At 66.6% G+C, this 11,620-nt stretch carries 11 protein-coding genes; 5 read left to right on the top strand and 6 right to left on the bottom strand.

Going from position 1 to position 11,620, the window contains the following annotated elements:
* Both ISO4_RS05770 and ISO4_RS05765 read right to left on the bottom strand, forming a co-directional pair.
* A partial coding sequence (locus ISO4_RS05770; RefSeq protein WP_194855466.1) for a DEAD/DEAH box helicase occupies window positions 1-1,201 on the bottom strand: 1,201 nt, incomplete at its 3' end.
* 263 nt (window positions 1,202-1,464) lie between these two features.
* Window positions 1,465-3,414: a metallophosphoesterase family protein gene (locus tag ISO4_RS05765; protein WP_194855465.1), complete on the bottom strand. Its 1,950-nt coding sequence runs from the start codon at window positions 3,412-3,414 to the stop codon at window positions 1,465-1,467.
* 111 nt (window positions 3,415-3,525) lie between these two features.
* On the opposite strand from ISO4_RS05765, the gene ISO4_RS05760 reads away from it, so the two are divergent.
* Window positions 3,526-3,960, top strand: a complete 435-nt coding sequence (locus ISO4_RS05760; protein ID WP_194855464.1) for an MgtC/SapB family protein — start codon at window positions 3,526-3,528, stop codon at window positions 3,958-3,960.
* Here ISO4_RS05760 and ISO4_RS05755 read toward each other — a convergent pair.
* A complete protein-coding gene (locus ISO4_RS05755) occupies window positions 3,935-4,843 on the bottom strand; it encodes a haloalkane dehalogenase (protein ID WP_194855463.1) in 909 nt (302 codons plus the stop codon). The genes ISO4_RS05760 and ISO4_RS05755 overlap by 26 nt on opposite strands.
* A gap of 80 nt (window positions 4,844-4,923) precedes the next feature.
* On the bottom strand, window positions 4,924-6,729 hold the full coding sequence (gene recQ / locus ISO4_RS05750; protein ID WP_194855462.1) for a DNA helicase RecQ: 1,806 nt from the start codon (window positions 6,727-6,729) through the stop codon (window positions 4,924-4,926).
* Window positions 6,730-6,839: 110 nt separating this feature from the next.
* Between recQ and chrA the strand changes: the two genes are divergently transcribed.
* The gene (chrA, locus tag ISO4_RS05745; protein ID WP_194855461.1) at window positions 6,840-7,985 is read left to right on the top strand and encodes a chromate efflux transporter; all 1,146 of its coding nucleotides are present in this window, start codon (window positions 6,840-6,842) and stop codon (window positions 7,983-7,985) included.
* 40 nt (window positions 7,986-8,025) lie between these two features.
* On the opposite strand, the gene ISO4_RS05740 is transcribed toward chrA, so the two are convergent.
* Both ISO4_RS05740 and ISO4_RS05735 read right to left on the bottom strand, forming a co-directional pair.
* Window positions 8,026-8,319, bottom strand: coding sequence for an addiction module antidote protein (locus ISO4_RS05740; protein ID WP_142948718.1), 294 nt, complete (start codon window positions 8,317-8,319; stop codon window positions 8,026-8,028).
* The gene (locus ISO4_RS05735; RefSeq protein ID WP_323745340.1) at window positions 8,316-8,558 is read right to left on the bottom strand and encodes a type II toxin-antitoxin system RelE/ParE family toxin; all 243 of its coding nucleotides are present in this window, start codon (window positions 8,556-8,558) and stop codon (window positions 8,316-8,318) included. Before ISO4_RS05735 ends, ISO4_RS05740 begins: the two co-directional genes overlap by 4 nt.
* A gap of 238 nt (window positions 8,559-8,796) precedes the next feature.
* Here ISO4_RS05735 and ISO4_RS05730 point away from each other — a divergent pair, with 238 nt between their 5' ends.
* The 3 genes from ISO4_RS05730 to ISO4_RS05720 are packed head-to-tail and all read left to right on the top strand — an operon-like array spanning window position 8,797 to window position 11,617.
* Window positions 8,797-9,438 (top strand): TetR/AcrR family transcriptional regulator, encoded by a 642-nt coding sequence (locus ISO4_RS05730; protein WP_194855460.1) that lies wholly within the window; start codon window positions 8,797-8,799, stop codon window positions 9,436-9,438.
* Window positions 9,435-9,920 carry a DUF4442 domain-containing protein gene (locus ISO4_RS05725; RefSeq protein ID WP_194855459.1) on the top strand — a complete coding sequence of 162 codons (486 nt, stop codon included), beginning with the start codon at window positions 9,435-9,437 and terminating at the stop codon, window positions 9,918-9,920. The genes ISO4_RS05730 and ISO4_RS05725 overlap by 4 nt, the downstream gene beginning before the upstream one ends.
* Window positions 9,921-9,937: 17 nt before the next feature.
* On the top strand, window positions 9,938-11,617 hold the full coding sequence (locus tag ISO4_RS05720) for an acyl-CoA dehydrogenase family protein (protein WP_194855475.1): 1,680 nt from the start codon (window positions 9,938-9,940) through the stop codon (window positions 11,615-11,617).
* Window positions 11,618-11,620: the final 3 nt, after the last annotated feature.

Raw genomic sequence — 11,620 nt, 5'->3', positions numbered from 1 at the left:
CGCCACCGCCACGGGGGCGCTGGGGCGGCCGGGGCGGGCGGTCGTCGGCCGGTTCGGGGGCCGCTTTGCTGGCGTCGAAGCCGGTCACTTCCTTGCGTTCCAGGGGCTTTTTGATCAGCCGCTCGATGTCCTTGAGCAGCTTGCGGTCTTCGCCGCTGACCAGGGAGACCGCCTGGCCGCTGGCGCCGGCGCGGCCGGTGCGGCCGATGCGGTGCACGTAGTCTTCGGCCACGTTGGGCAGGTCGAAGTTGACCACCTGGGGCAGCTGGTCGATGTCCAGGCCGCGGGCGGCGATGTCGGTGGCCACCAGGGCGCGCACGTCGCCGTTCTTGAAGCCGGCCAGGGCCCGGGTGCGGGCGCCCTGGCTCTTGTTGCCGTGGATGGCGGCGGCCTGGATGCCGGCGCTTTCCAGCTGTTTGGCGAGGCGGTTGGCGCCGTGCTTGGTGCGCGTGAACACCAGCACCTGGAACCACTGCTCGTCGTCGATCAGGTGGGTGAGCAGGGCGGCTTTGTGGCTCTTGTCCACCGACACCGCCCATTGGCGCACGCGCTCGGCGGTGCTGTTGCGCGGGCTCACGTCGATCTGCACCGGGTCGTTGACCAGGGTCTTGGCGAGGCCGCGAATCTCGTTGGAGAAGGTGGCCGAGAACATCAGGGTCTGACGCTTCTGCGGCAGCACCTTGAGGATGCGGCGGATGTCATGGATGAAGCCCATGTCCAGCATCCGGTCCGCTTCGTCGAGCACCAGGATTTCCAGGTTGTCGAAGCGCACCGCTTTCTGCTGATAGAGATCCAGCAGCCGGCCGGGGGTCGCCACCAGGACGTCCACGCCACGGCTGAGCTTGTCGATCTGCGGGTTGATCTTGACCCCGCCGAACACCACCGCCGAGCGCATTGCCGGCAGGTACTTGCCGTACAGGGCGACGCTCTCCGCCACCTGGGCGGCCAGCTCGCGGGTGGGGGTGAGCACCAGGGCGCGCACCTGGCGGGCCGGCGCGGGGGTGCCTTCACTGAGGCGCTGCAGCAGCGGCAGGGTAAAGCCGGCGGTCTTGCCGGTGCCGGTCTGGGCGGCGGCCATGGCGTCGCGGCCTTCCAGGACGGCGGGTATCGCCTGGGCCTGAATCGGCGACGGGGTGGTGTAACCCTGCTCGGCAACAGCACGCAGCAGAGGATCGATCAATCCGAGGGAAGCAAAATCCATATGAAGAGTCTTTCATAAAACAAGGAGGGCGTAGCCCGAAGGGCGGGCAAGCCTAACGGATTGTGGGGCTGGGTACGAGTGTTATTTGTCCGGCGGGCTTTGGGGTGGGGTGCTGTGGGAGCTTGCCTTGCAAGCGAAAGGCCGGCTTTAGCCGGCCGGCGGGATACCAGAGACGTTGTTGGTACTGACGTTAGAGATGTCTCTGGCATCCTGCCGGGATCTGCGCTCCCTTTCGCGGGCAGGGCCCGCTCGCACAAGTGCCTTTAGCGGCGCAGCAGGGCGAGTTCGGCGTCCTGTTGCAGGACGGCCCAGAAGCGGCGGCCGTGGTCCGGGTCGATGCCGACCAGGGGCTGGTCCGCGCAGGCGTCGGGACGCGTCGGCGGGGTGCTCAGGTAGCCGCCGTCGAACGGGCCTTCCACCAGACAGTCGGCGCTGGCCAGGGGCTGCCAGCCCTCGGCGGTGCGCACGCCCAGGTTCAGGCTGTCCACGTCGCTGCCTTCCGGGGCGTCAAAGGTGAGCGCGTAGGCGTCGGCGACGGCGGTGGCCAGGTCCCAGTCCTTGCTGGCGCCGGCGGGCAGGGTGTGCGGCTGCTTGGCGGTGCCGTCGGGCTGGCTGCCGGGCAGGCCGACCATGGTTTCGATGTCCTTCACCGCGCCATAGGCGCTGGAGTAGGTGCCGGTCTGGTTCTGGGTGCCGCTGATGATGAGGATGTCGGAAGCGGTTTCCCCGTCGCTCTGCTGCCAGCTCATGGTGACCAGCTCTTTCAGGTCGATGGTGGTTTCCGGGATTTCCACTTCGGTGTCGTTCAGCGGTACCAGACGGTTTTCACCGTTCAGGTTGGGGGTCCAGGGCTGGTGGTACTGGAACAGGAACTGGTAGCCCAGACGCATCAGGTCGGTAACCGTCTCGGCGCGGCTGAAGCCGGGGGTCACGCCCATGTCGCGGGTGCGGCTTTCCACCCGGTTGAAGGTGTCGTTGGTGCCGGCCACCATGCGCGCCACGCTGCCGTCGTCGCCGGTGCAGTCGTTGCTGACGTAGCTGGCGTCCAGGTACATCACCGGGCGGGTGCCCTCGGGGATGGAGTTGGGGTAGACCAGCCGCTCGCAGCGGTTCTTGGTGCGGGTGAAGCGGTCCAGCAGCTTCCATTGCGGGTCGCCCAGTTCCTTGACGCCGTCCTCGTTGCTGCCGATGGTGTGCTCCACGAACCAGGACTCGTAATCCACCCGGTCGCCGTGGAAGGTGAGCACCGAGGCATTGGCGTCATAGGCCGGTGAGCCGTTGCTGCGGGTGTTCATCTTCTGCTGCACGATGCGCTGCACCAGTTCCCGTTCGCCGTAGCGGAATTCGTAGCCTTTATACGAGGCGTTACCGGACATGATCTGGGTGTACTGCGGCAGGCGGTAGTTGCCGTCGGCGGTGGTCCAGGACGACGGATCGACCCAGATCGGCGCGGTCACCACGGAGCGCTGGTACATGTGCTCGTGGCCCTGCACCCAGAGCACGTCGTAACGGGCGAAGAAGGCGCGGATGTCGTCCCACATGTCCATCAGGGCGTTGTCGCCCTTGGTGCCCTCGACGATCATTTCCCGGGTCTCGCCGTACTTGGCGCCGATCAGGCCGTCGTGGCTGGCGATCACCAGGTGGTCGAATTTGTCTTCATTGGCGGCCACTTCCTGCTTGATCCACTCGAAGGCGATCGGCAGGTTGTAGTACTTGAGCAGGATGATCATCACGTTGTCGCGGATCACGTAGTAGTTCAGGTACTGGGCGCCGGCCATGTGCACCGCATCCTCGGGGATGTAGTGCTTCATGTTCTCGATCCACTCCACCGAGTAGGCGTAGCTGTCTTCGTGGTTGCCCATCAGCGGCAGGAACTCGATGCCGGCGTCGCGGTAGCTCTCCGCCACGGAGGTCCACTGCTCGAATTCCCGGGTGGTGCCGTGGTCGGTGAGGTCGCCCACCGGGATCACGATGTCCACGCCCAGCTCCTGCTCTTTGTCGAGCACCGCTTTCATCGGATGCATGGAGACGTTGTCGCCGCCGCCCTGGGTGTCCGGCAGCAGGCCGATTTTCAGGGTCGAGGCGGTGGCGGGCGGCGTGGTGTTGCCGTTACCGCCGCCGGAGGTGCCGTCGGAACTGGACGAATCGCCGCCACAGCCGGCCAGCGTCGCCGCCAGCAGGCCGGTGGCCAGCGAGAAAGGCATTTTTTTCATGTTTTTCCCCATAAATAATAAATAAAACCCGGGGAAACCATGCGTGATGAAAGCGTCAAGCTTATAACGGTATAGTGAATTTTATTTGAAGGGCGACTTTGAAGGACGGCTATGGACACCCTCGATTGGCATCAGATACTGACTCACCTGATACAGCTCGGCATGGCGTTCCTGATCGCGCTGCCGGTGGCCTGGAACCGGGAGCACCGGGCCGAAGGGGCCGGGCTGCGCACCTTCCCGCTGGTGGCGGTGGCCGCCTGCGGCTACATGCTGGTGGGGCTGCAGATGTTCGGCGGTGACGACGGCGCCCAGGCGCGGGTGATGTACGGCATTATCACCGGCATGGGCTTTATAGGCGGCGGCGCCATTCTCAAGGAAGGCGCCAATGTCACCGGTACCGCCACGGCCGCCAGCATGTGGAATACCGGGGCCATCGGCGTGTCGGTGGCGTTCAACCGTTACGAGATCGCCATCGTGCTGTCGCTGATCAACTTTTTGATCCTGCAGTTCGCCTCGCCGATCAAGCGTCGCGTGCGAGGTCAGTAAGCACCCGGGCCAGGGCTTCGCCCTGGTCTTCCTGCAGGAAGTGGCCGCCGTTCTCGATGGTGGTGTGCGGCTGGCCCTGGCAACCGGGAATCAGCTTGCGCAGCACCGCGTCGGCGCCGGCGGTGATCGGGTCCTTGTCGCTGAAGGCGGTGATGAACGGCTTGTCGAACGCCATCAGCGATTGCCAGGCTTCACGGTTCTCGGCGGCGCCCGGCGCGTCCGGGCGGTCCGGCACCAGCGCCGGGAACTGGCGGGCACCGGCCTTGTAGCGCTCTTCCGGGAAGGGGGCGTCGTAGGCGGCCAGCACCGCCGCCGGCAGCTCCGTGGTGGTGGCGCCCTGGATGATCATGCTGACTGGAAACTCCGGTACCGTCTGCGAGAAGTCCCGCCACTTGCGGAACGCCTCGCCGGGATCGTGCTCGCCGTCCGGCAGGAAGGTATTGGCGGCGATCACCCGGGCAAAGCGCTTGGGGTGATTGCCCACCAGGCGCAGCCCGATCAGGCCGCCCCAGTCCTGGCAGATCAGGGTGATGTCGCGCAGGTCCAGGTGATCCAGCAGCAGGCTGCGCACCCAGCCCACGTGCCGGTTGTAGGTGTAGTCCTCGCGGTTCACCGGCTTGTCCGAGCGGCCGAAGCCGATCAGGTCCGGCGCGATCACACGGTAGCCGGCGGCCACCACCGGCTCGATCATGTGCCGGTAGAGGTAACTCCAGGACGGCTCGCCGTGCAGCATCAACACCACCGGAGCGTCGCGCTCGCCTTCGTCCAGGTAATGCATGCGCATCTCGTGGCCTTCGCCGTCGTCGACCTGGGCGTAGTGGGGCGCCCAGGGATAGCCGGGCAGGTTCTCGAAACAGGTGTCCGGGGTGCGCAGATAGTCCATGGTGCCGCTCGCGTCGAAAAAGGAGGCATTTACCGTAAGTCCGGACTTTCGGTGGCGCAATGACCCTTTCTTCCAGCGGGTCAGGAGGCGGCGTCGGTGTGCTCGTTGAGAACGGTGAGGAAGGCGTCGCCGTAGGCTTCCAGCTTGCGGTCGCCGACGCCGCTGACGGCGGCCATCTCATAGCGGTCGCGGGGACGCAGGGCGAGCATGTCCATCAGGGTGGCGTCGTGGAAGATCACATAGGGCGGCACGCCTTCCTCCTCCGCCAGCTGCTTGCGGCGGGCGCGCAGCGCCTCCCAGAGCTGGCGGTCCGCTTCCGCCACCTGCGGTTTGCTGCGGCGGGTGCGCTCGGCGGATTTGGCCGCGTCCTTGCGCAGATGCAGCGGCACTTCACCGCGCAGGTAGGGACGGCAGGTCTCGGTGAGCTTGAGGGCGCCGTAGCCGTCCGCGTCCACGGCGAGCAGGCCGCGCGCCACCAGTTGCCGGTAGATGGCGCGCCACTGGCTGGCGGAGAACTCGCCGCCGATGTTCCAGGTGGAGACGTGGTCGTGGCCGGCGGCGGCCACTTTGTCGCTGCGGTTGCCGGTGAGCACGTCCACCAGATGGTTGACGCCGAAACGCTGGCCGGTTCGGAACACACAGCTGAGCGCCTTTTGCGACGCTTCGGTGGCGTCGAAGGTCTGCGGCGGGTTCAGGCAGGTGTCGCAGTTGCCGCACGGCTGCTCCAGGTTTTCGCCGAAGTAGTGCAGTAGCGCCTGACGGCGGCAGTGGGTCACTTCGCAGAGCCCCAGCATCGCTTCCAGGCGCTGGTGTTCGTGGCGTTTGAACTGCTCGTTGCCTTCCGACTGCGCCAGCATCTGCTTGTGGCGGATGGCGTCTTCCAGGCCGTAGGCCATCCAGGCGGTGGCGGGTTCGCCGTCACGTCCGGCGCGGCCGGTCTCCTGGTAGTAGGCTTCGATGCTTTTCGGCAGGTCCAGGTGGGCGACGAAGCGCACGTCCGGTTTGTCGATGCCCATGCCGAACGCCACCGTGGCCACCATCACCAGGCCGTCCTCGCGCAAAAAGCGCTGCTGGTGGTCGGCGCGCATCGCGCCGCTCAGGCCGGCGTGGTAGGGCAGGGCGGGGATGCCCTGGTCGGTGAGCCACTGGGCGGTCTGGTCCACCTTGTTGCGCGACAGGCAGTAAACGATGCCCGCTTCGCCGGCGTGTTCGGCGCGCAGCAGGCGCAGCAGCTGTTTGCGGGCGCCGTCCTTGCGTTCGATGCGGTACTGGATATTGGGCCGGTCGAAGCTGGACACATAGTGGCGCGCGCCGGTGAGGTCCAGGCGCTCGGCGATTTCCGTGCGGGTGCGCGGGTCCGCGGTGGCGGTGAGCGCGATGCGCGGCACCTTGGGGAATTCACGGTGCAACAGGGAGAGCTGCAGATAGTCGCTGCGGAAGTCGTGGCCCCATTGCGACACGCAGTGGGCCTCGTCGATGGCGAACAGCGCCAGCGGCGACTGATGCAGCAGCTCCAGGGTGCGCGGCTGAATCAGCCGTTCCGGCGCCACATAGAGAAGGTCCAGCTCGCCGTTGCGTACCTGCTGCTGCAGGGACTGGCTCTGCTCGGCGCTGAGCGTGGAATTCAGGAAGGCGGCGCGCACCCCCAGCGCATTGAGCGCGCTGACCTGATCCTGCATCAGCGCGATCAGCGGGCTCACCACCACGCCCACGCCGTCGCGCACCAGCGACGGGATCTGGTAGCACAGGGATTTACCGCCGCCGGTGGGCATCAGCACCAGGGCGTCGTCGCCGTCGATCAGGTTGTCGATGATGGCGCGTTGTTCGCCACGGAAGTCGTGATAACCGAAGACGTGCTGTAAAACGGAGAGGGCGTCGCGTTGCATGGCGGCGAGTATACCCGCCCGCCGCCACACTGACATCCGGCTGACACCCTTTTCCGTTATTGTCGCCCCCTGTTTTAAGATCGGGCTTTCGTCGGTTTAAGAGAATGGCTATGAGATTCGGGAAGGTATTCTGGGAATTCCTGTGGCTGGGCTGTATCAGCTTCGGTGGTCCCGCCGCCCATGTGGGCTATTTCCACCGCCGCTTCGTGGTGCGGCTGGGCTGGCTGGACGAGGCCACCTACGCCCGTCTGCTGGCCCTGACACAGTTTCTGCCCGGGCCGGCGTCCAGCCAGCTCGGTTTCGCCATCGGCCGTCACCGGGGCGGGCTGGCCGGCGGCGTTGCGGCTTTCCTGGGATTCACCCTGCCGTCTTTCCTGATCATGGTGATGGTGGCCCTGTACGCCACCCGGCTGCCCGAGGCCTGGCTGAACGGCCTGGTCACCGGCCTGAAATGGCTGGCGGTGGTGGTGGTGGCCGATGCGGTGCTGAACCTGGGCGGCAAATTCTGCCGCGACCGCTTCACCCGTGGCGTGGCCCTGGCCACGGCGGTGGTGCTGTGGCTGTTCCCCGGCGTCGGTGTGCAGTTGCTGGCGTTGCTGGTGGCGGCGCTGATCGGCCGCCACTGGCTGAAGCCCTCGGCGGCGCCGGAGGACGCGGGCGCCGGCGAAAGCCGGGTGGCCTGGCTGCCGTTCGGCCTGTTCGCCGCCGTCTGGCTGCTGCTGTGGCTGATCGGCGGCGGCACCCTGGGCGGGCTGGCCCGGGACTTCTACAGCGCCGGGGCGCTGGTGTTCGGCGGCGGCCATGTGGTGTTGCCGCTGCTGGAAGGCTTTGTCGGCGACGCCATGAGCCAGGACCAGTTCCTCACCGGCTACGCCACCGCCCAGGCGGTGCCCGGGCCGATGTTCTCACTGGCCGCCTATCTGGGCGCGCAGCTGGCGCCGGCCAGCCCGTGGCTGGGGGCCGGCGTGGCGACCCTGGCCATCTTCCTGCCCGGCTTCCTGCTGGTGCTGGCGCTCAGCGACGCCTGGCGCGCCCTGGCGGCCCGGCCCGCCATGGCCGGCGCGGTGGCCGGCATCAACGCGGCGGTGGTCGGTCTGCTGCTGGCGGCCCTGTATCAGCCGGTGTTCCTATCGGCGGTGGCCGGCCCCCGCGACCTGGCGCTGGTGGTGCTCGGGTTCCTGGCCTTGCGGTCGGGGCGGGTGCCGTTGCTGGCCCTGGTGGTGGCGATGGCCGCTCTTGGCCTGGTCATTCATTAGCGCTTCGTGACCTGACCCCGCGGTACGCAACGATACCGACCTACTGATCGAAGTGCAGGTTCATGCCCAGGGCTCGGGTAATCCGGAGCATGGTGTCAAAACCGGGCTTTCCCTCCGGCGATAATGCCTTATACAGCCCGGCCCGAGTGAGCCCGGCCTCAGTGGCCAGCTGGCTCATGTTCCGGGCCCGTGCGATATCGTTCAACGCGGCCCGGATCAGAGAGCCGTCGCCGGGATCGTCATCAATACAGGCGTTCAGGTACAACACCATATCCTCGCTGTTCTCGAGGTGATCAGCGGCATCCCAGCGTTTCAGCGGGTTCGGGGCAGTCATGATTCCTCCTGGCCGCGCATGGTCAGGTACACGCGATAACCCGGCCCGGTGTGTATGCGGAGTTCGTAAATCCCCTTACCCACGGATTTCATATCGCCCGTGTTGCCCAGAGACAGCCGGCGGATGCGGGCGAGGGTGCGGGCCTTCCCTTGACCGTCCTTGAGTCCACGAAGCCAGTCCTCGAATCGGGAAGTGGTGAGGATCGACTTAATAGCGATAATGTAAACCCTGGTATACACACCCGTCAATGGCCTGGTTTACCCGCGCAAGCTTCAGTCACTGGCGAGTGCATTCACGGTAAACAGGGGGACAAGCCGGGTTCCGTAAGCCCAAGCTGAAAAACGGGTAGGCGATAGCGGAAGTTTGAGGCGCAAAAGGCAAGACCTGACCCCGCAGTACGCTCTCTTGCCTAAAGATCGGAACCGTGATTCAATCCTTGAAAGACTGGAATCAGGATTCCGATCATGGCGAACGCGAATGGCGTATAGAGAGACGGCGCAGGTCAAGGCGCGCAAGGCGGCGCAGCGCGAGGCGTTGCTGCGCACCGCCGAGACCCTGGTGCGCGAGGGCGGCTTCGCCGCCATGACCATGCAGACGGTGGCGGACCGCGCCGGCGTGGGCGTCGGCACGCTTTACCGCTATTTCGACAACAAGGCGACCCTGGCGGCGGCGGTGTTCGCGGTGGCCACCCAGCGGGAAGTGGACGCGGTGGACCGGGCGCTGGCCGGTGGCGGCGATGCCTCGGCGCGGCTGGAGCGGGCGTTGCGGCTGTTCGCCCGCCGGGCACTGGCGGCGCCGCGGCTGGCGTGGGCGCTGATCGCCGAGCCGGTGGAGCCGGAAGTGGACGCCGAGCGGTTGCGCTATCGCGCCGCCTACGCGGCCCTGTACCAGCGGGTGCTGGACCAGGGCGTGGCGGCCGGCGAGCTGCCGCCGCAGTCCACGGCGCTGGCGGCGGCGGCCCTGGTGGGCGCCATTGCCGAGGCGCTGGTGGGGCCGCTGGCGGCGCCCCTGAATGATGCCGGCCTGGCCGATCACCTGGCGGCGTTTTGTTTGCGGGCGGTGGGCGTGGCCGGTGCCGCGTCCGTGGCCGGGTCCGGCGATACGGAGAGCGCGCCATGAGCAATCCACTGAAAAAGCTGTTTTCCGGGGCCGCCGGCCTGCGCCGGGGGCTGTTGCTGTACGGGCCTTTCCTGGGCGCCGGCGTGCGGGTCGAGGAACTGAGCGCGGATTTCCGCCGGGTGCGCGTGTCCATGGGCATGCACTGGTACAACCGCAACTATGTGGGCACCCACTTCGGCGGCAGCCTGTACAGCATGACGGACCCGTTCTACATGCTGATGCTGATGAACAACCTGGGGCGCGATTACATCGTCTGGGATAAGAGCGCGACGATCGATTTTCTGCGCCCGGGCAAGGGCCGGGTGTTCGCCGAGTTCGAACTGACCCAGGCGATGATCGATGAGGTAAAGGCCGCCACCGCCGGTGGCGAAAAGTATCTGCCCACCTGGGAGGTCACCGTGCGCGACGGCGCCGGCGAGGCCGTGGCCCGGGTGGAGAAAGTCCTCTATGTGCGGCGCAAAGCCGGGGAGAAACAGTCATGAACGCTCAAGAGAAAGCCATGAACGCGGAACAAACCACGTCCCAATTGGACGCGTTGGCCAACACCCATGAGGTGTTCAACCAGGCCACGCCGCTGCAGGATTACAACGCCTTCCGGGGCGACACCGCCCTCTACGACGCGGTGCTGCGCGAAGGCGGCGAGCGCGGCGTCGAGGAGCTGGACCGCTACGGTTTCGAGACCACCCGACCGGAGGTGATTGAGTGGGGCTACCAGGCCAACGCTAACAAGCCGGAGTTCGAGACCCACGACCGCTACGGCCACCGGGTGGACCAGGTCAATTACCACCCGGCCTATCACAAGCTGATGGACATGGCGACGCGGGAAGGCCTGCATTCCTCGCCCTGGACCGATCCGGGGCCGGGTGCCCAGGTGCTGCGCGCCGCCAAGTACTACATGCACGCCCAGGTGGAAGGCGGCCACGGCTGTCCGATCACCATGACCTTCGCGTCGGTGCCGAGCCTGCGGCTGACGCCGTCCCTCGCCGAGCGCTGGCTGCCCAAGGTCACCGCCCGGGGCTACGACGGCCGTAATGTCAGCCATCACGACAAACAGGCGCTGACCATCGGCATGGGCATGACGGAGAAGCAGGGCGGCTCGGACGTGCGCGCCAACACCACCCGCGCCCATCCTGTCGGTGCCGGCGGTTCCGGTGAGCTCTACGAACTGGTGGGCCACAAGTGGTTCATGTCCGCGCCGATGTGCGACGCCTTCCTGATGCTGGCCCAGTCGCCGGGCGGCCTGAGCTGTTTCCTGGTGCCGCGCTGGCGCGAGGACGGCAGCAAGAACCCGCTGCAGGTGCAGCGCCTCAAGAACAAGATGGGCAATGTCTCCAACGCCTCCTCCGAGGTGGAGTTGCGCGGCGCCCACGGCTGGATGGTCGGCGAAGAGGGCCGCGGCGTGCCGGCGATCATCGAGATGGTGGCGATGACCCGCTTCGATTGCATGATCGGCTCGTCCGGCGGCCAGCGCCAGGTGGTGGCCCAGGCGGTGCACCACGCCGCCAACCGCGCCGCCTTCGGCGAAACACTGTTGGATCAGCCGCTGATGCGCAATGTGATCGCCGATCTGCAGCTGGAAGTGGAAGGCTCGGTGGCGATGACCCTGCGCATGGCGCGGGCCCTGGATAACCTGGACGACGAGCACGAGAAACGGTTCACCCGGCTGGGCGCCGCCGTGGGCAAATACTGGATCTGCAAGCGCACCCCGCACCACGCCTATGAGGCGATGGAGTGCCTGGGCGGCAACGGCGTCACCGAGAATTTCATTCTCGCCCGGCTGTACCGGGACGCGCCGATCAACGCGATCTGGGAAGGCTCCGGCAATGTGCAGGCGCTGGATGTGCTGCGCGCCATGAACAAGAGCCCGGCGGTGGTGGACACCTGGTTCGAGGAGCTGGCCGGCGCCCAGGGCCGGAACGCCACCCTGGACAACGCCATCAACGACCTCAAGAAAGAGCTGGCCGACCCGGACCAGATTGAGTTCCGCGCCCGCGATCTGGTGGACCGCATGGCGTTGACCATGCAGAGCGCGTTGCTGGTGAAGGCGGGTAACGACTCGGTGAGCGAGGCGTTTATCGCCGCGCGGCTGGGCGGCGGGCACACCCGCAACTACGGCAGCCTGCCACGCGGCCTGGACATCGACACGCTGATCCGGCGCGCCAATCCGCTGGAGAGCTGACGC

This window comes from Alloalcanivorax venustensis ISO4 (genome assembly GCF_015356855.1).
In the GTDB taxonomy this organism is placed as follows: Bacteria; Pseudomonadota; Gammaproteobacteria; order Pseudomonadales; family Alcanivoracaceae; genus Alloalcanivorax; species Alloalcanivorax venustensis.
This window is presented reverse-complemented; position numbering and strand designations above follow the sequence as displayed.

Bases quoted from the DNA above. Each gene is read 5' to 3' on its own strand.
- ISO4_RS05760 (WP_194855464.1), top strand. From the start codon at position 3,526: ATGGACACCCTCGATTGGCATCAGATACTGACTCACCTGATACAGCTC.
- ISO4_RS05740 (WP_142948718.1), bottom strand. From the start codon at position 8,319: ATGACTGCCCCGAACCCGCTGAAACGCTGGGATGCCGCTGATCACCTC.
- ISO4_RS05725 (WP_194855459.1), top strand. From the start codon at position 9,435: ATGAGCAATCCACTGAAAAAGCTGTTTTCCGGGGCCGCCGGCCTGCGC.
- ISO4_RS05730 (WP_194855460.1), top strand. From the start codon at position 8,797: ATGGCGTATAGAGAGACGGCGCAGGTCAAGGCGCGCAAGGCGGCGCAG.
- ISO4_RS05755 (WP_194855463.1), bottom strand. From the start codon at position 4,843: ATGGACTATCTGCGCACCCCGGACACCTGTTTCGAGAACCTGCCCGGC.
- chrA (WP_194855461.1), top strand. From the start codon at position 6,840: ATGAGATTCGGGAAGGTATTCTGGGAATTCCTGTGGCTGGGCTGTATC.
- ISO4_RS05765 (WP_194855465.1), bottom strand. From the start codon at position 3,414: ATGAAAAAAATGCCTTTCTCGCTGGCCACCGGCCTGCTGGCGGCGACG.
- ISO4_RS05720 (WP_194855475.1), top strand. From the start codon at position 9,938: ATGAACGCGGAACAAACCACGTCCCAATTGGACGCGTTGGCCAACACC.
- recQ (WP_194855462.1), bottom strand. From the start codon at position 6,729: ATGCAACGCGACGCCCTCTCCGTTTTACAGCACGTCTTCGGTTATCAC.